Source organism: Stenotrophomonas sp. PS02289 (genome assembly GCF_029960115.1).
Classification (GTDB): domain Bacteria; phylum Pseudomonadota; class Gammaproteobacteria; order Xanthomonadales; family Xanthomonadaceae; genus Stenotrophomonas.
Genome location: NZ_JASCOZ010000031.1, coordinates 1 through 19,862, shown reverse-complemented (window position 1 = coordinate 19,862; position 19,862 = coordinate 1). Strand labels below are relative to the sequence as shown.

The window sequence follows — 19,862 nt, the reverse complement described above, 5'->3', positions numbered from 1 at the left end:
TGCTCATTAGGGCCTCTCTTCACAGGTTGTGCGCGGAATGCTGCGCAATCCCAGCCTCTCCGTGCCCCGTAAAAATGGCAATGAAAGCAAGGCAGCGCCCCATTGTTACACTCGGATAAGGGCAGCCAGCTTAGCGGTTCCGACTAATGCTCGCACTGTAGCGACCATCATGTCCTCCCGAGGGCAAGCGGGCGGCCGCCATGACCATGCGGCGGCCGAGTTCTTCTCTAGCGCTAGCGCCTCGGAGCCGGTGCTCCTGAGGAGGTCGGGCTACGTGCCATTTAGTGCTGGACGCTATTTCTGAGGCGTCTAAGATCATCGATAGCACAGCTTCCGGGCGCCTCAGCGCGGTGCACGACGTCCACCTATCCCATGAGGGCTATCAGAGACGGTTGAGCCTGTACCTCAATGGCACAGTGGTTGACCGGAGAACGAGCACCATTGACCGCACGATTGCTATTGGCGCGTCGCTCTCAGGCTTCGTCACACGGCCGGATGACGAGCTAGGCCTATCCATCGCAACCAGCCATCTGAACAGCCGGGTTTCAGCAGACCGCCGCTTGCGGGAAGTCTACGGATCTGGCGTCCGGCCAGGCAACGATGAGTTCGCGGCGGAGTTCTACTACCGAGTGAAACTCGGGCCGCACCTGTCATTCAGCCCAGATCTCCAGTGGATCAAAAGGCCCGGCGGCAACGGAGACCGTGGAGATGTCGTCATCATCGGTGCCCGTACGTCCGTATCGTTCTGAGGCCGCTAGAAGCGTAGGTAGGTGATCATCCGCTTGCGCGCCATCGGTTCTGCACGCCTTTCGGCGTAAGTAGCTTACTTCAGAACCAAAAACGTGTCTGACGGTAGTGCCCGTATCGCTTGCTAGTTCCCCCTCAAGTTCTCTACTTCATTTGGGCGGCGACAGAGCCTCCCATATGAAGCTCGTGTGAGCTGGCATGAGATTCCTTATGGCAATAATGCTCAAAAAGCGACCGCAGCCAATCTAGTCATCCACGACTTCCTGAGGACGTACGCATGCGGCTTACTAGCGCGACCATTCTTGCCAGCTCCGTCTTTCTGACTGCCGTTTCGACGTCATACGCCGAGGACATTCTGGTGGAAGGCGGATATGTGATGACGATGGATCCCGGCGTCGGCGATCTAGAACAGACTGACGTTCTGATAAAGGGAGGACGCATTGTTGCCATCGGCAGAGGCCTCAAGGCGGGCACCGCTAGGCGCATCCAAGCAAAGGGTGCGATCGTGTTGCCGGGATTCGTTGACACCCACTCCCATCTTTACGTCACGACAATGCGTGGTCAGTTCCGGAACAAGGAAGGTCAGTTCTTTCCTGTGAGCTCGAAGCTTGCAGGATCAATGACACCACATGATGTCGAAACCGCAATGCATCTTGGTGCACTGGAGCTGATCAGCAGCGGAATCACCACCACGGCAGACTTTTTCGACAACGTTATTGGCCCCGCGCATGGGGAGGCGGGATTGCGCGCACTTCAGCGATCTGGAATTCGTGGGACGCTGTACTACGGGGGACCAGATAAGACCACGAAGCACCCGATGAATCTCGATCAACTTCGCTCTATTGCCTCTAGGCTGGACAAGAGTGCCCAAGTGGGCGTCGGCTTGGCGTGGCGGCTACCACGTAATCGTACCGATGCTCGCAACTGGGCCATGCGTCAGCAAGAGTTCGATACAGCAAATGAGCTGGGACTGCCTATCCAGGTGCATGTGAGTGGCGAACCTGGCCCAATGCTTGATGCACTCATTGAGCGTGAGTACCTATATCCAAACCTGACCGTGGTTCATGCCCCGGATGCCAGCGCGGAACAACTCAGAGTTCTAGAGGCAGCTGGCAGCAGCCTGGCCGTGACGCCTATCAGCGAACAGCGCGTTGGATACGGGTTAACCCGCTTTGATCAGTTCGCACTCGTCAGTAAGCAAGGGCTCGGCATCGATGGTAATTCGCTAGCTGGCAGCGCGGAGATGTTCGCCACCATGAGACTTGCATCCCTTACTTGGAGTGGCGGGGCACGTAGCGAAACGGCACCGGATGCGCGGTCCTTGCTTGAATTGGCAACGATAGGCGGCGCAGAGGTCGTCGGTATGGCAAGCGAAATTGGCACACTGTCCGTGGGTAAGCGCGCTGACCTGCAGATCATCCGCTTGGACTCGTTGAATCTCGCAGGCTTTGGCGGCGGAGACCCTTCAGCCTTGCTGGTCCACTCGGCACACCCAAGCGACGTTGACACAGTGATAATCGGCGGACGGGTAGTCAAGATCGATGGCGACTTGGTCGATGTAGATCGACCCAAGCTTCTGCAGGATGCGGAAGGATCTGCGCGTGCTCTTACGTCAAGGGTAGCGGAACGCGATTGATAGCCTTCGAGGACATCCACGTCCCAGCTAGTAGTGCTAAGTGCTATCCCCAATAGAGGGCTCGAGAGATTGGTGGGAACACGCCCCGCGAGAGGAAATGAATAGGTGCATGGCCTGCCTTGACTCCATGGCCTCCAATGGCAGCTCGATTCTCAATCGATAGCAGATTGATCTTGCATAGGCGATCTGGGCTTTGGTTGGCCGCTTTATGTCCCAGTCCAATAGCTCCGGCACCAGGCGCGAGAATTCGGCAGCCAGTCGCCTCGAGATCGCACCTGAATGGCCTCCCTGCTGGAGCTTCTCGAGCTGACGACGTAGGTCGAGCTCCGACTCTTTGGTTAGGGAGAGCTCCAACGTGAACTCTGAGTCTGAATCCACCAAGAAGAAGCTCATTTCAGCACCCCAGCAGGTTACGGGACAGTCACCAGCGCCAAGGCCTCGATCACCAGTGCCGGCCGGACGCTACCGTAAGTACTGTAGACCAAAAGTACTGCACGACGAAAGCTTAGGGCGTGAAAGCGCCACCGCCCCAGCAAGCTCTAGGGACTGCCATTAAGGAGGGCAGGCTGGCGCTGGGCGTCTCCCAGGAAGAGTTTGCAGCTCAACTCGGTATGCATCGGACGCAGCTTGGCCATATCGAGCAAGGCAAGAAGGACTGCCGGCTCTCCACGATCATCCGGATTGCAACGGCTCTGGATGTGCCGGCTTCGTCCTTACTTACATCAGCTGGCCTTTGATGGGCCAACCAGTCACGCCAGCAAGTTGGCGCTAGCACGCGGGGTCGTGACGTTAGCGACACGACTACCGATGAGGATCCAACTATCGAACTAGCTTCGGTCCTTTGTCGGTACGCCGCTTGAGCCTGTCACTACGCGCACGCTCCTGCGCGAGCTTCTCGCGAACATCTGTCAGCTCGCAGGCCAGCTCCCCACACAGCGTTGTAAGTACCTTCACTTTCGCCTTCTCAGATTCATATCTGACTCTCAACATCTCCAGCTTCAGAGCATCAGCCGCCCGGGCGCTCGGAGCATCCTGCGCAGATACCGCATCATTGAGCTTGCCCAAGGCCACTCTGTGTGATTTATAGAAAGCTTGTCTACTGATACCGCATGCGGAAGCGATGGAGACCACCGTAGGCTTAGGGCCACCCGCCCTCCAGCGAGCAATCTGCGCCTCAGTCTCGGCTAGAACTATCTGGCGCATCAGAGGCTACTCCCTATTTTCTTCAGGATCAGCTCCGTCGAAGCCAGGCGCTCTTCAGCAATGCGACGAGACTGCTCGGGAATTCCCCTCAGCTTGAGGAAACTGATCAGATCTTGCCTTCGCAACTCCCACCAAGGGGCGTGCTTGGCTGTAGCCGTAAAGTTGAGACAACCAGCACATGTGGAAGGAGTGCGCTTGCCGGGATTTGGGCCATTCGCATCGCCGTCACAGCGACTTCGCGCCTCGCGATAGAAGCAATAGCCCCAGTCGCAAGGACCGAGTACCACACCGGCACCCAGCATCCTCATCACTTCAAGATTTGTCGATGCTCGCTCCAAGACCCCGTTCATCCGTGAAATGCTTTCCGCGATAACAGGTGTAGGCAAGTTCGTATAGACGTGCTCAGCACTAATCAAATCATCCATAGCGCTCACTACCTCATTTGCGTTCTCCTCCTCAAGCAAAGTTGAGAGATCACGATCCAGACCAACATAGTAGGTGTCAGTGATCCTGGCTTCCAAGTGTCCGTACTGATATGCCAGAGCACCCAAACTCGAGCGGTCGCGCCGCGCAATGAAGCGCGCCATGAATCGGCGTAATGGTCGAAAGTTCAATTTCTCAGAATCAAGCCCAGGAATACTAGCCTCAGCGAATGCTCTCATGCTCCTGCGGAGTGCAACATAGCCATCGACTCTAGCACCACGCTGATCATCTCGAGCTTCAGCCGGTCCGCGTCCTCTATACATATTCAGCACGAAGAGCGCGGCGGTCCCGACATGATCACGAATCGGGCGCCCCAATCGCTCCAAGAATGCAATTGCGTCAGAGACTGCTGGCGCTGCGACCCATTCATGCGGCCTACCAGATTTGCTCAGAACCCCTTCGATCAAATCGGAGGTCTCTGCACCCGCCGGCATACCGAGCGCATTGGATGGCTTTACGCTTGCAGTCGTGAGCCGACGAGATTCGGATGGCCTCATGGAACTGAGCAAAGATATAATGAAGATCGCCGCTCCCTCAGCGATCTTCAGCATTATTTGCTCGCCATAGCCAACTCTTGGATCCAACTTAGCTAGAGCTTTTGACCTGAAACCATTGAAGGGCAAAGATCGCTTAGCGATGTAGAAGGAGTTCATCCTTCGGCCTGCTGAGCACAGCCTCCCAGCCTCTATCGCCATTACCTCACCCATGAAGGCTTCTATTGTGGGCCCATCTTCCTCTATTAGCTTGATTGCATCTGCCAAGAGCATGAGACATTCCTGCTCACTCAGGTCGTCATCCACCTTTCTTTTCTTAGCTGCAACTGATGCCTCCTTCGACATCCTTTTTCCTACGCGGACCATCTCTGCGCGCACTACTGCAGACACATCTCCCACGTTGAGTAGAAAATCCTCGACACAGATGAATTTGGCCCGCATCCGAGTAGCACCCGCCTCCACACGGCCGACTGCGCGACTAGCATCGGTCCATGGGCAAATGAGCTCGGGACTCAGATCGCTTGGCGAATCCACGCCTTCCTCATAACACCAAACGGCAAAGCTTCTAAGGACGATAAATCGTTCGTAGAGGACAAGAGCATAGCGTGTCGATCGTTCCAGCCTACCAAGCATAGCAAGTGCCAAATAGATCTTTATCGGCACTTTCCAGCCATCAGGGATGCACGAGAAATCGAGCCTTCGCGTCTCCACAATCCCGTCGATAACGTTTCGTCTGAGGAACCACTCATCATCCTCGAAGTTGATACCGAGACCGTCGAGAGACAATTCGCTGACCGGCGGCGTGGCTTGGCGCAAGGATTTCATGGCTACTCCAGACCAATAACAGGGACAGATACGGAGAGCTTCTCTGCTTCACGAAGAACCACTTTCGTAACCCTGCCAAGCAACGCAGACAGGATTTCGTGCGAATTCTCGTACGCGTGCTTGTACCTGGCAGCCACGTCACGAGAGGTCACCGCCAGTCTCTTGATTTCGTCAAGTTCCCGTTGAGCAGCAATCATGCGTGCAACGTGCCGCGGACTATCCAGCACAGCTACGCTATTGGGGCAGAAGGCGCAGTAAAGGAAATCCAGGCACTTCTGACCCTTCTTGGATGCGGGCGCTTCACCTGAGAGCGCGTCGGTGCAGTCGTAACCCTGGGTAGTCTCGTAGTTTCTTGGATGCAAGCCCACCGCTTTTGCGGACTGGACTACCTTCCCCATAAATCCCAACAATTTCGCTTGTGCGGCCCCCTTGCGCTCAGGCGACCTAATATAGAGGCCGGTGGTCTTGGAATTCTTGTGCTGAAGCTCGGATTGGACTCGCTCAATCTTCTCGCCTCGATTCCCAAGGAGCCTCGCGCCGGACAACCTCAAGTCAACAAAATTGAAGTCGGGTAGGCCATGCCGGTCTATGAACAGCGCCAGTTCGTTGTGCCATGACTGAATCGACACGCGACCTATGCTGCCACGACACAAACTAAGGAAGACCGTGTCCGCACGAGCACCCGCAGCGATACGAAGTACCGAAGTGAATTCGACTACCTCGCCGATCAATTTTGGGATGGCGTACGCACCTTCGGTACTGACTGAAGCCGAGCTCTGCTCAGTCGCCCTGAATTTATCCCAGGTGAATTCTTTCTTTAATGGGTCGACGGCATGATCACTGATGCAATCAACGCATAAGGCCATCAAACCCCCAGGATTCCCGCCCGTTTCGATTGCTATGTACAGCAGGTATGGGATGTAGTCGCAGATCTCTAGAAATAGGTACCTCTTTAGAGGCCGGTACTTTACGCTGTATGGCGTAAAGCCCGCCGCACAGAGATTTATCTTTCCGAGTACGCCTTGGGCCATCCCTCGACGCATGCCATCTAGGTCAGCTCTATCCTTGGCTGTAAGGCATTGCACATCAGCTCCATTTGCCAATGACGCCATCACCCTTGTACGCGCCCTTACCTCATCGATCCCCTTCTTTGAAGCGATGAGAATGCCACGCATCTCCTCTTCGGAAAGGATGTTTTCTCGAGAACACTCCTCTTCCCTCTGGAACTGACCTCGGGGGAAGTATATGTTCATCCATGTCACCGAGTTCTCGGTGTCGTTAGTGGCGAGCCAAGCATATATCTGTCGAAGCAGGTTAAAATGGCTTCCCCCAGTCTTTAGCAAGAGCTTCGCCTTAAGCCACTCCGCGTATCTCTGCGAGATCGTAGAGGACCTCATATTCTTCCACGGGTCGCCGTCCAGCTCGGTCAGAAAGTTTGCGAACTTTCGGATTGAGCCCCATGCTTGCTTTCGACTCTGCACCCTGTAAGTAGAGGTCACGCCGGTGAAGGCATTCAGCAACGCGTGAGTGGGCTTGCGGGGAAGGCCTAGCCGGGAGAAGTCATAGATGTTGACTGGGTCGCCAGGCGCATCGCCGGCGAAGACGGCCTCCGAGACGCCACTCATCCCAATGCCTCCTCTGTCTCAAGGATTGCCCTAAGCGTGCCTGAATCTATGGAGCTGACGGAGGCCAAGTAAAGCTCGGTTGTCTCTGCACTGTTGTGCGCAAGAAGATGCTGAATGACCTTGATCGAGTTGATGTTTGCACCTCGCCTCTCCATCTCCTCGAGACGACTCTTCATATGCGCGGCGAAGGTATGTCGCGACATGTGCGGTGTCACGTTCAGGCCAAGCACTTTCGCAGCTCGCCTGAAGGCTTGGTAGTAGGACTTCGATGTGACCGGCCTGCCTCTCGAGTTCAGAAAGACCCGGCTTGTTTTCTCAGTGGAGTTCGCAGCTGCCTTGTTCCTACTTGTCTGGCAGTAATCGAGTGTTCGTTGTGCCAAGCGGGAGGTCACCACCAGATTGATGACTTTTCCGCCCTTCGTCCGAGTCTCGATGTAGTTGACATTCAGTGCGTTCTTTGGAAGCTGTGTGAGATCGAGATCTGCAACGGTGGTGCGACGAGCGCCCGTCCCGAGAGTCCAAAGGAACATCAGTGAGTAAGGCATTTTCAGGGTTGCCGCCATGAGCGAAGTCTCCTCCGGACTCATGGCACGCACTTTTCTCTTGTAAGCCTTTGCCCGCCGCAGCCGACTAGTTCGAGCGAGGAACTGTTTGATCGGCTCCGTCTCCCAGGACCCGCCTGAGTCTGCCAGGCCCTCACCGTCCCAATGCTCCAGAAACTTGTAGAACTCTCGAACGGTGGTCGTCCGTAGGTTGATCGTTTCGCTAGCTAGTCTTCTCTTTCGATTCGGTGCCGTGGACAAGAAGCGACGGTACTCGCTGAGCAGCAATGCAGTCGGCCTCGTCCAGTCGCCTCCGTTGCATTCGACGAATTCCAGCCAGCTCTTCAGCCCTTCGGCGTAAGTGGAGAGCGTCTTCTCCCTGCTACGGGTGGAGTCGATTCGAAATGTGTCCAGGAGAAACGCAAAGGCCCCCCAATGAAGCTGCCCTTCTTCAGAAACCAGAAGGGGGAAGCGGGGCTCGAGTCTCGGGAGGGGAGTCTCTTCAAGCGCCGCAGAAGCCGGAATGAGCTTGTTCAGCTCGGTAAGCGGGATCTCTGAAGTCCGCAGCAGATGCATTGAGCACTCCTCGGGGGTTTACATGTACCATGCTACCCTAATGCCGGAGTGGAGCCGGCACACACTGGAAGTGCTGCGCGAGCCGCTGGAGTCCGGCCACGTCAATGTAGCGCGTGCCGCGCGCACTGACGCCTTCCCTGCCCGCTTCCAGCTGGTGGCCGCCATCGAAAGTAGTATATAGACATGTTCCAGATGCAAAAGCTCCCGCTGTATAGGCCAAAGACCGATTGATATCAGGAACGCGAACCGAATAGGATCAGACGTGACCACTTACTCGTTCAATGTCTACAGGAGTCATCTAGGAACAACGCGAACATACGTGACGCACATTCTCTATGCGTCGCCGCCCTCGAGCCTAATATCTCGGTCGTTGAGCGAGATGGCCAAGTCAACCCGCAGACGCAAGATGTCCAGTACAACTATCAGCCAGTTGCGTCGCCTCTTGGCCTCAGCTTCGCTGGATACGAAGCGGTTACTAGCTTACGAACCCAACGTATTTGATGACAAACAACTGTTGCGCTTGCTTAGCTCGACCTTCAACGACCTGGAGGATCGCAAAAACATAAGCCTAAGCGCAAAGCAACAGCTTTTCAGAGCACTGCTAACGTGCCTTTCAAACAGCAACCCACCCTTGCTCAATGGAAGATTTCTCGCTTGGTCCGAACAGAACCTGCCGCGATTTAGGAGGACCGCGCGTGCGCGCCCCTCCCCGCTCCTTGATCTCATCCCACAACAAGCCGCGCAAGGCCTCACGCCTGACTTCAGCCCTGCAGCCGCGCTTGACCACGTCCACGATCAAATCGAAAACGCTTGCCGAGCAGAAATAGAAGAATATCGCCAGATGCTACTAGATCAGCACGCCCTGCTGAACAGCGTTAAGTGCAACGACATCAGTGAGGATAGCTCTCATGATGGCTACCTAGAAAATCCGCGATTACGCAAGGCTCACAGGGACGCGCTGGAGCAGTTCGTAGGCTGCGTAGAGAACAACGAGCCGCTCCCAGACCCGCCCCTCAACCTGCTGCCGGCCTTGCGGAAAAGGTACCAATTACCGAGCAAGAACGCACGACCTTGGCTGCTTGCGCAGTACCGGCTCCCAAACCAAACGCTGCATGCGATATTCATACTTGTCGCGCTCAGAACTGGCTGGAACCCCCAGAGCGTCGCGTCGCTGACGATAGACAATCTGGGCGGCGAGCCAGGTGGAAGTCTTTTGCTTCAGTCGTTCAAGCTAAAGACAGACGACAAGACGCCGGCGGTTGCCATATCGCGCAAAGACAAGCTAGCACAAGATGCAATAGGTCTACTTCGATCCAACCTTTACTGGGCCAAGAAGCTAAAGATGGTGCCGGCGAATGAGAATCGTCTCTGGATTGGCTGGAGCTCCAAGCCAGATGCCCGGCAGATAGTTGCAGACGGGCATCTCCTGCGCAGATTCATAGATAGGCACAATCTCACTCCTTTTCGACTGAAGGATCTCCGCAGCCTTCGTGTCTCCATTGCGTACGTTAAGCACCGAGACCTAGATCAGGTACGTCTGATTCTAGGACACCAGTCCTTCTCCAGCATCGATACTTACCTCCGATCCACCGTAATATTCAAGCTAAACGAGTCTAATATCCTCAGATTTCAGCATCTTCTTGAGAAGGAGTTGCTCTCCAGCAATCAGCCTCCGCCACAAACCTTCTCCACGGGTGACGGCGGACACTGCCGCGATTCTTCAAAAAGCCGCTTTGCAGGAGGTATGACCCCGTGCGACGGAATGGGATGCCACATCGGGACGACCTGTGAAAACTATACCCTTCGCCCTACGAAAGAGTCCGTGGCAGATGCGCTAAGAACTCTCCACTCTTACAGAGAATGCTGGCAGGCACTCGCAGATCAGCAACCCGACCGATTTTGGGATATCCACCTGCCACGGATCGTGCATATTCACGTCATGCTTGAAGCAATCCGAGACCTGCGTCCAGATCTTCTGCCCGAAGGGATGTGGAAATGAACTCCACCAAAGCGAACCGCTCCGCACCAGCCTCTTGTGAAGAGACAAGTGACTATGATCTCGACCAAGCACGTCAACTGCGTCTGCAAGGATCACTGCTCTTGCACCAATCAGGCGCAGATTTGTGGTCCTTAGATTTGAGCCAGATCCATTTTAGATCTGCCAGAGACCCGGCGGCGGCCACATCCCTGTATAACGAAGAGCCAGCCCGTCGAGCCGCACTCTGCTTCACGCAGAACGTCATCTCCAGCCGCCGCAGCTTCATACCAGACAGGCGATCGATCACGCGACAGATCTACCTACTAAGAAACGTCTATGACTGGCTAGCACCCCAGGGCACCGATAGGCTTAGCCGAGCGACGCAAGATCAACTCAGTGAGATGATGGCGAGCTTTGCAGAGCTCGGGTGGCCGCACTCGCTGGGGATAGTATCGCGATGGACAAGCGCGGCATCTCTTTTCAACGAGGATGACACGGAACTGGCGTTTCACTTTCACTCTGAGGGCGGCGCACGCTGCATCAATGCGATCAATCAAGGCTACTGGCGACCCCGATTGGGTTGGGGAGGTGGTGTTCCTGTGCCCAGGGAAGTTCGCATGATGCTGCAGGACATAGTTGGCGCACGATACAGCCGAAAGTGGGCATCAACGGACGGAAATTATCTTCCACCAAGCAAAAACGTGCTACGAAACACGATTGCATTCATTAATCAGTGGCATTCAGTCCAAGAGGATTGTGATAAACCCAGTTTTCGCATTTCCCGGAACTCAAATCGTATGGCAAGCCGTCTCGCCAGACGTAGTTCCGCAAAGACTGGTGTTCTCACTGTGACCGACGCAGGATCATTGATGAAGTCCGCGACATTCGTCATTGATGAAGTTCTGCCGCTGCTAATCGAGCTCCTCAATGAACCATTCACAGCTAACCGTCGCTCGCGGCATCGGAGGGTTGCCCAACGCGCTCTGGAGACCAGCTCCGCAAGAGAAGCGATCGAGACTCTGCTCTCACGGCCTATCGTCCGATGGCTTTGGTCCGGATCACACGGACGAAACCCAGAGGAGCTATGTGTAGACCAGCTAATTGCAGCAGTACAAGGCGCAGCCTTCATTATCATCTGCGCAATGAATGGACGTCGGTCTGGAGAGGTCTGTCATCCGACGACCGGATTGCGGACAGACTCGCTCATCGTTCTGGACGAAGACTTGCTCATAGCTAAGATGTCATTCTACATAGAGAAGACGCGCTTCTGCAGAGAGGATTTCTATGTCAACGCGCTTACTGTCCGCGCGTACCAAGCTCTGCTTAGCCTCAGAGCGCACCTAGGCCAAGGAGAGAGTGTCAGCGAGACGCCTGAGAGCATCTTCGCACTAGCTCGTAGAAGCGAGTCGAGCCTTCCAGACAGCAAGAGGCCGCACTTCTCACCCACATCGGACACAAAACGAACGCGCACCCTGAACAGCTTTTTCGAGGTCGCCGGAGAGCGTTGCACGGTTGCCAACTTGGCACCGCATAGCCTGCGGCGATGCTTCGCACTCCTTTACTACTACAGGTTTGAGCAGTCAGATCTACTCAGTCTCCAACAGCACCTCCGCCACACCACAATCTCAAACACAATCCACTACGTCACGGGGGACACTGGCTACTTCTTCCCAGATGTTGAGAGGCGGCTATTCCATCCAATAGACAAATCTGCGTTTCCCTGCCGCGAACTTCAAGACGTTTCGTACGAAATCCTTGTGGAATCTATCCACTCTATTCTGGCCGGCACGGGCGCGGCGGGCGGATTTGTGAAGTTCGTCCGGGCACTCTACCGACAAATGGTAGACGCATTGACGGAAGGAGATAATGCAGCTGCTCTGATCGCCGATCGGCTAAGGTCAAATGAGCATGTACTGAGGCCCATGCCATTCGGACAGTGCCATTCGACCCGGCGGCGATCATCTATAGGGAACTGTAGAGAACGAGGGAGACTACATCATGAGCACGCCTCGCCCGCCTTGTGCTTCTCTTGCCCGTTCCACTTCACATCTCCGGCCTATTACAAGTCGGTCTCGCTGATCAAGACGTCTATGGAGGCCGCCAGGAGCCAGGCCGCAGAGGGCTCGGTCCAGGCGGGTTACCTGAACCGGCAGATTGAGCACCTTCAATGGCTATTGCGGCATGTCTCACCACAAGGGGAGTCGGCCCAATGACTCATATTTCAATCCAGCGAAGAGATCGCGCTAGGCACAACATTCAAATAAAGATCAACATTCTGAGTGGCTGGATCATGCACGGAGTGCCGAAGCACCCCACAACAGGACTCGCAGAGTACTTCCCAACTACTCTGCGGCAGTTCAAAGCGTGGGACGGCTTACTCAACAGCGAGGACCTCAGGCTACAGCTACCGTCGATAGCGAGAATCGGAAACGACACCCTTGACGCCAATCAGGATCTGAAGGCCTCAGCCAGCTCCATAATCGCGCTCCTAAAGGCCCGCTCCGTATGTGCTTCGAAAGTTAAGCAAGCAAGTGCAAGCAACAAAGAGCAGGCTCAAGTTCTTCTTAAATTGTTAAATATCCGAAACTCTGAACTGGTAAGCCAGCAGCGCGAAATCCGGCGACTGAAAAGCCAGATCCAGTTGCTTGAGCGACGTCTGGAGGTCCGATGACACTCATTACAAATGGACCGAGACTCTCTCGATCTGATGCGTACTGGCATCTGTCAGGGTCCGATGGCCGAACTAGTTGGCCTTGCTTGGATTACCTCATCGACTGTGTCGACAGGCAGCGCCTTCGGCCTGCAACAGTAGAGCTTAGAGCGTATGCACTGAAGATGTGGATTTCATACCTAGAGCAGCAGAATGTGAACCTACTGCACGCTTCGGATGCAGAACTCATTGACTTTGCAAGTCACAAATACTTGCGCCAAAGTGGAGGCGCATTCGGCGACTCCCAAGCGAGGAAGAGGAGCATAAATCAGATCGTCAGGTCCATCTACCGGCTCTACGCGTGGCTCCAGTGTTCGAGTTACGGAGAGGGCCTAGCGTTGCTAGGACCGTCTAGATGCCAGTTTATAAGCACTCTGAACGAACCGGGCAAGCAGCGGTCACGATCAGACTTTCCATGTACGTTTCGCTTCGCTGGAGAGCGTAGTAAGCACAACCGCTATCACATCCCGGATGATGCGGACCGTGCAAGGATGGTCGAGCATTTCTACAGCAAGTACTCTCAAGGTGTCGCACTAAGGAACGCTCTGCTTTTGGATATCGCCTTGAGCACCGGCTGGAGGCGCGGCTCAATCGCGTCACTTTCTGTCGACCAGTTCTCTGCAGAAGTGCTCGATTCCGAACATATCTTGGTCACTCCTCCAGAGCAGAAGTTTGGGTACACACTTTCATTCAGTATAAGCAGCACGTTAGCGACTAGGATCGGCGCATACATACGAGGCCCGCGTTCGGAGATCGTTCGCCGCACTGGCACAAGCTCAGTGAAGGTCTTCTTGAGCGCAAAGCGCGGCACTCCGCTGACCGCCGCTGGTATCACTAAGGTTTTTTCAAATGCACGCAAGGCGTTAGGGCTCCCGCCAGGAGTCGGCATTCACTCTTGGAGACGCGCATTTGCGAATCGGGCAATGGCTCGGGAAGTCGAGCGGCGGCGACGAATAGGGGTCAATGGCACGTTCAGCGATGTAGCAGCGGTGGTTGCAAGCCAACTCGGCCATGAATCGTTAAAGAGTCAAGAGGCGTACATTAGAGGGCATGGCTCGCTCGAGGCCAACGATGGGGCCGGCCACGGGAACACCTAAGATGTTGCGCCTCGAAGCAGCGTTTGGCGTGAGCTGACGACCACATTCATCTTCAGGAAGTGTTGTCGAGTAGACCGAATCATGTGTCACGTCCATTCTTTTGCTCCCGGCGACGATGTTGACCGGCGTGCCCGACGTTTCCCTCTGCGCCACCTAAGTCGAGTTCACGGGGGCGCGCGTAAAGTGGGATGCCCTGAGCAGCGAATTCTCGATCGAGCTGCATGCGCACTTCTTTGCTGAAGGCTGTCATTGTCTACACCACCGACTGAAATCAGGATCTAGATTGCAACACGCCTTGGTTCCACGGCGCAATTCCGCATCGCCGCTCAGCCTGGGAACCGACAAGCAGCGCAAGGCCAGAAGGTGCCGCCGCCCTGGCTCTTAGGACGCTCAAGGACGAAAGAGGTGCGTTCAACCTAGCTTAGTAGTCAGGTAGTCTGGGACTGCCTGCAGCTTCATTACATCCGCTCTGCGCAGACGGTTGAGCTAGGCTGTAGCAAACCCCGTGAGTGGGAGTGGCCACGGAGGCAGTACTCAATCTCCTGCACGGTGTACGGGCTGCACCGATCTAGACGTCAGCGGCGATGTCAACGGTGGCCGCCGTGAAGTCTGATCTCCTCTGCCTGCTGGAGGATAGCTTCGGTGTGGCTGACCAAAAACAATCAAAGTAAGAACGGTGTCGTAAGAATGTTGAACTCGAGCGTACGTAACCCCTCGTTCAGAGCCGCCAGACAGACCCTGTGTGCGAAAAATGTCATAAATAAGTGAGGATGGACGGATAGCTGAACGACAAGGACCACAGACCTTGGTGTTTTTTTATTTCTTATCGTAGACAATGCGCACACACGGACGGCCGCCAAGGTCCGTCTCCCGCCAACGGCTGATCATTTAGCTAATGCATCGACGTCTTGCTTCTATCATTCGGTTCTTGGCTGCACTGCTTCTTGCGGTGTGCCTAGTGGTGCCGACGGTCGAGGCCATGACATGCAGCGACCAGATGGATGAGGGCTCCTCGCAGGAAGTGCCGAAGCCGTCTGATCAGAAGAAGGATCAGCTTTCGGCACACGGACACTGTCATCATGGTGGCGCGCTTCATCCGCCTTTCCTCTTTCCGCTAAGAGATGTTGTGGTGGCGGATGAGCCAATGACACTTGTGACCGCCGGAAACCTTCCGTCGGATAGGCTCGACGGTTTGATCCGTCCCCCCAGGGGCTGACAGCGATTCCTTTGCTCATTTTGTGAGCGAATGAACCGCCGCGTCTCCCCGCATGACTGGCAGCTCGTCTGCTGCTCTTCGAATCGTGCGTTGCGACCATTGGAGTCGCTGGGTGACCAGGCACTCTTGCTCCGGATCCGCCTGCGCGCGGTACCCGCTGCTGCACCTTTGATATTCCGGGTATATCCATGTCCACGTTCATGGCCTGTGCGTATAGTGCGCTCGGGGCCGGTCTTCCTGCTCTTCAGGTTCCTCCTGCGCAGCCAACTGGAGGCCTCGAATGAAGAGCGCTTCATGGTGGCGCAATCGCCCAGAAGTCGGTCAGACATGGCTGATCATCGCCGTCTCTCTCTACTTCACGGTGGTCTTCAACAACGCGTTCGTTCGGTTCATTCTTGGAGCCTCGAACCACGAAGGAACTGCGCAGGCGCTGGTAATGAGCACCGCGCTAGTGTTCATCACCGGACTCCATGTGTTGCTCTTGTCCTTGCTCGGGTGGCGTTGGACGCTCAAGCCTATCCTGCTGGTGATGATTCCGGCATCCGCCGCCGCCGCCTACTATTCGGACAACTACGGCATCTTCTTTGATGCGAGCATGGTGCGTAACGTCTTCAGGACGGACACTGCGGAAGCAGGCGAGCTAATGACTTGGGGGTTTGCAGGCGCGATGCTCTTAAAGAGCGCGCCGCCGTTACTCGTAGTTGTCTGGATTCGAATTCGTAAGGAGAGCAGCATCCTTCGCCTGCTGGTGAAGAGGGTGCTACTGGTTGTCGCCACCTTGGTCATCACTAGTGGCGCAGTTATGTCGCAGTTCGACGATCTCTCATCGCTGATGCGCAACAATAAGTCCGCGCGGTACTTGATTACGCCTGAGAACTACATCGTATCCAGCATCCGCGTCCTACAACAGGATCGGCGCGCACCACGCGGACCGCTGTCCAAAGTGGCCGAGGATGCCCGATTGGACCCTCATCCGATTGGTTCCAAGCCTCATCTACTTGTGATCGTTGTAGGCGAGACTGTCCGCGCGCAGAACTGGGGCCTGAGTGGGTATGCGCGTCAGACGACGCCAATGTTGGCCAGGCGTGATGTGGTCAATTACGTGGACGTGACCGCCTGCGGATCTAATACCGAGGTTTCCGTCCCTTGCATGTTTTCCGTGTATGGGAGGCGCAGTTATGACCGGGACAAGATCAAGCGGTCCGAGTCGCTTCTGCATGTGCTGGAGCGGGCGGGCGTTAAGACTCTCTGGCGCGACAATCAGTCCGGCTGCAAAGGCGTCTGCGCGGATCTTGCATTCGAATCGTATAGGGAGCCGCCTGATCATCCCTTGTGCACGAACCAAGCGTGCCGTGACGAAGTGATGTTGAGTGGACTTCATGGCGCCATTGACGACAACCCCGGTGATGTCGTGGTAGTCCTGCACCAGCTGGGGAACCATGGACCGGCCTACTTCAAGCGATACGGCGAAGAGTTCAGGACGTTCACCCCCGACTGCCGCAGTGCTGATCTTGGCAAGTGCACTCGAGAGGAGATCGTCAACGCATACGACAACGCAATTGTCGCCACTGATGACTTCCTCGCTAAAGCTATTGACATGCTGGCTGCGGACACTTCACACGACACCGCGATGATCTACGTATCAGACCATGGCGAATCGCTGGGAGAAGGAAATCTATATCTTCACGGACTCCCTTATGCGATCGCCCCGGCAACTCAGGTCAAAGTCCCAATGGTGGTGTGGTTGTCCGAGGGCATTCAGCGCGAACGCGGAATCGACCCGTCCTGTCTACGGGCGCAAGCCGGCAGCTCCATTAGTCACGACAACCTGTTTCATTCGGTGCTTGGCCTTATGGAGGTTCAGACAGAGGTCCGGGACGAAGGTCTAAACCTGTTCGGGAGATGCGAGAAGCCGAATGCGGAGACCGAGACGCCCACATCCGGCCAGTCGAAGAGGTCCGGAACGTCAAAGATTGCTGAAGTTCTGGGAGATGAACATGGCTGACATTTACGGCCACAAACCTCGCGGCCCTCTGGGGGTTATGAAGGCTTTTCGGTGGTCTCTTCTTGGAATACGGGCAGCTTGGCTGCATGAGTCCTCGTTTCGGCTAGAGGCGGTCATGGCGCTGCTGCTCGCTCCGGCAGCCTTCTGGATTGCCGATTCGCCAGTTGAGCTCGTACTGCTTATAGGCTCGCTGTTGATCGTTTTGGCAGCAGAACTGCTTAACTCAGCCGTCGAGGCGGTCATAGAGCGGTACGGGCCTGAGTACCATGAGCTGGCCGGGCGAGCCAAAGACATGGGTTCGGCTGCCGTATTCATGACGCTCACCAACGCAGGGGTGACCTGGATCGCCATAGCGGCCATGTGATGGGTCTCACGCCACAGCCGCTTAAACCGCGGCGGTAGAGCACGGAAGCTGTCCCAGAAGTGAATAGCTCCGTGCTAATGGCGTATCGCCGCCGATTGTTATTGTATCCCCTCTCAAGTGGTTGATAGCCTTTGAAAATGCGCCACGTCTCCCGGAAAATTGGGTTCGTTCTACTGATGCTGCTGATGGCGGCGTTCGTGGTCGTTCCTATTTCCGACGCGTTGGCGTGCTCGGCTGAGCCGCATTCAGCGGCCAGTGCCCCGCAGGATGCGGCTGGGGACTTGGATGGGAAGTCGGACCATGAGGTCCCGGGGGCCGGATGTAGCCACGGCCACTGCCACCATGCCAGTGCCAGCCTTCCTTTGGAAGCCGCGACCCCGCCGCAGTTGACGCTTCCGGCGGTTTGGAACGCTCATACCGGCGCTAATGGCGATGCGGTTGTTCTAGACGGGCTAACGCGCCCACCCCAGGGCTGATCAGAGCTTGACCCGCACATTGCGGGATCTGGTTTCTTTTCATCTCTGGAAAACTCTACATGTCGACCTCCACACGTCGGCCGCTGCATGCGGCCGGGCTGTTCGTGGCTGTCCTGCTGGCGCTCGCGCCGGCGGGGCCTGCCGCCGCGCAAGCTTCTCCCTCCTATGACGACCTGCTGGGTCGTCTTGATCAGTTGTCTGGCACCATTCAAGGCGTCGCATTGTCTGAAGCCGCCGATGCGCGTGTTCAACAGGCCCGTGCGCTTAAGAACCCCACGGTTTCTTACGACCTTGAGAATGCCCAAGGTACTGGCGCGTACCGTGGTACCAGCAACGCTGATTCGATCATCACCCTTTCTCAGCCGCTGGAGTTGTTTGGCCAGCGCGGTGCACGTGTGCGTGCGGCACAAAGCGAAGCCCAGGCTGCGGGACTGCGTAGCGAGCTGAGTCGGAGCGAAGTGGCCGCACTGCTCGCAACGACCTACGCACAGGCCGAAAGCGCACTGCGACGCTATGATCTAGCCAACGAGGCACTCCAGCTGATTCAGGAAGATGCCGCCGCCACGAGCGCCATGGTCCAGCAAGGTCGCGAGCCTCAGCTCCGGGCAGTGCAGGCGCAGAGTGAAGTGTCCAACGCCAAAGCGGCTCTGGATGAAGCCTTGGCGTTCCGGGACGCGGCCCTTGCTCGGTTGGCCGGTGCAGCACAGCTGGATGCGTCGGTTGACGCAATAAGTGAAAGCCTCCTGGATCGCGCCCCGCCCATGCCTACCGGCGACGCTCGTGCGGCATTGGCGGTCCGGATCGCAGAGGCAGAAGCGGCGACGGCGGGCAGGCTCGTGGACGTGGAGCGCAAGCGCGCGCTTCCCGACCTGAGCGCAACCGTGGCGCAGACAAACTTCCGCCAGGCAGGCGAGCGTGCGTACAACATCGGCGTGAGTCTCTCAATCCCACTCTTCGACCGGAACAGCGGCGGCATTCGTGCGGCATACGCCGAGCAGCGAGCCGCTGATGCTCGTCTTGAACAGCAGAAGCGCGAGAGTGAAGCAAATCGGGTTTCCGCGATTGCGTCATTGAAGGCATCCAACAGCCGAACGCGTGCCGCTGACGAAAGCGTCACGGCCGGTGAAGAGGCCTACCGCCTTGCTCGCATCGGCTTTGAAGCCGGCCGGATATCCCAATTGGAACTGCGCAGCACGCGTTCGACGTTGATCGCCGCGCGGGCCTCCGCCGTTGACGCAAGGCTCGCGCGCGTGGCCGCCGAAATTGAACTTGCCCGTCTCGAAGGACGCGCCCCCTTTCTGGAGCAGAAATGAACAAGCCTCGTAATCCCATTCTCGTCGGCGCGCTGCTGCTGTCTGCCCTGGTCCTTACTGGTGGCTTGACCGCCTGCCAAGGTTCTAGTGAAGCCCCCACCACAGAGAAGGACGCGTCGGCCAATGAAGACGGCCACGGTCATGCGGAGGGTGAAGGTGAAGGCGAGGACGGTGCCAAGCCCGCCGATGACCATGCCGGGGAAGCCCCTGGCGCGCACGCAGAAGAAGAGGCACCGGAGGGTGTGGTCCAACTGACGGCCGACCAGATCAAGGCATCAGGAGTGGGCGTAATCGCCGTGGGGCGTGGTGGCGGCGCTTCCACGCGCATTGCCGGACGCGTAGAGCCCTCGATCGGGGCGCGCGCATCGGTGGCCGCGACGGTGACCGGCCGCGTGGAGCGAGTGCTGGTTGCGCCGGGCTCACAGGTCAAGGCCAACCAGACACTTGCTGTCGTGGTCAGCGGCGACGCCGCCACCTTCCGCGCGGCGGCCGTCTCGGCGGGCGCGGAGGCCGAAGTCGCCCGCCTGGTGTACGGCCGCGACAAGGCACTGGTTGAGCAAGGTGTCGTTGCA

General features: G+C 56.6%; 10 protein-coding genes and 2 pseudogenes. 9 read left to right on the top strand and 3 right to left on the bottom strand.

Annotated features, from left to right (window positions below; all coding sequences use genetic code 11):
* The first annotated feature begins 284 nt into the window (after positions 1 to 284).
* Together QMX83_RS06705 and QMX83_RS06700 are read left to right on the top strand one after the other, a co-directional pair.
* Positions 285 to 749, top strand: coding sequence for a carbohydrate porin (locus QMX83_RS06705; RefSeq protein WP_336618950.1), 465 nt, complete (start codon positions 285 to 287; stop codon positions 747 to 749).
* Between the two features lie 275 nt (positions 750 to 1,024).
* Positions 1,025 to 2,383, top strand: a complete 1,359-nt coding sequence (locus QMX83_RS06700) for an amidohydrolase family protein (protein WP_080374809.1) — start codon at positions 1,025 to 1,027, stop codon at positions 2,381 to 2,383.
* A 1,202-nt stretch (positions 2,384 to 3,585) separates the two neighbouring features.
* Here QMX83_RS06700 and QMX83_RS06695 read toward each other — a convergent pair.
* The 3 genes from QMX83_RS06695 to QMX83_RS06685 are packed head-to-tail and all read right to left on the bottom strand — an operon-like array spanning position 3,586 to position 8,131.
* A complete protein-coding gene (locus tag QMX83_RS06695; protein WP_032964222.1) occupies positions 3,586 to 5,388 on the bottom strand; it encodes a hypothetical protein in 1,803 nt (600 codons plus the stop codon).
* A 2-nt stretch (positions 5,389 to 5,390) separates the two neighbouring features.
* A complete protein-coding gene (locus tag QMX83_RS06690; protein ID WP_053451502.1) occupies positions 5,391 to 7,013 on the bottom strand; it encodes a hypothetical protein in 1,623 nt (540 codons plus the stop codon).
* Positions 7,010 to 8,131 (bottom strand): tyrosine-type recombinase/integrase, encoded by a 1,122-nt coding sequence (locus tag QMX83_RS06685; protein ID WP_053451501.1) that lies wholly within the window; start codon positions 8,129 to 8,131, stop codon positions 7,010 to 7,012. The genes QMX83_RS06690 and QMX83_RS06685 overlap by 4 nt, the downstream gene beginning before the upstream one ends.
* 40 nt (positions 8,132 to 8,171) lie before the next feature.
* On the opposite strand from QMX83_RS06685, the pseudogene QMX83_RS06680 reads away from it, so the two are divergent.
* The 7 genes and pseudogenes from QMX83_RS06680 to QMX83_RS06650 form a co-directional block, all read left to right on the top strand.
* Positions 8,172 to 8,297: pseudogene (locus QMX83_RS06680) on the top strand (ATP-binding protein); the annotation flags it as partial.
* Between the two features lie 240 nt (positions 8,298 to 8,537).
* On the top strand, positions 8,538 to 10,130 hold the full coding sequence (locus QMX83_RS06675; protein ID WP_282295853.1) for a hypothetical protein: 1,593 nt from the start codon (positions 8,538 to 8,540) through the stop codon (positions 10,128 to 10,130).
* Between the two features lie 2,188 nt (positions 10,131 to 12,318).
* The gene (locus tag QMX83_RS06670; RefSeq protein WP_125359986.1) at positions 12,319 to 12,780 is read left to right on the top strand and encodes a hypothetical protein; all 462 of its coding nucleotides are present in this window, start codon (positions 12,319 to 12,321) and stop codon (positions 12,778 to 12,780) included.
* A gap of 2,632 nt (positions 12,781 to 15,412) precedes the next feature.
* The gene (locus QMX83_RS06665) at positions 15,413 to 17,137 is read left to right on the top strand and encodes a phosphoethanolamine--lipid A transferase (protein WP_125359988.1); all 1,725 of its coding nucleotides are present in this window, start codon (positions 15,413 to 15,415) and stop codon (positions 17,135 to 17,137) included.
* Positions 17,130 to 17,501, top strand: coding sequence for a diacylglycerol kinase (locus QMX83_RS06660; RefSeq protein ID WP_125359989.1), 372 nt, complete (start codon positions 17,130 to 17,132; stop codon positions 17,499 to 17,501). Before QMX83_RS06665 ends, QMX83_RS06660 begins: the two co-directional genes overlap by 8 nt.
* A gap of 535 nt (positions 17,502 to 18,036) precedes the next feature.
* Positions 18,037 to 19,290: a TolC family protein gene (locus QMX83_RS06655; protein ID WP_125359990.1), complete on the top strand. Its 1,254-nt coding sequence runs from the start codon at positions 18,037 to 18,039 to the stop codon at positions 19,288 to 19,290.
* Positions 19,287 to 19,862 (top strand): annotated as a pseudogene (locus QMX83_RS06650) (efflux RND transporter periplasmic adaptor subunit); the annotation flags it as partial. The gene QMX83_RS06655 and the pseudogene QMX83_RS06650, both read left to right, overlap by 4 nt.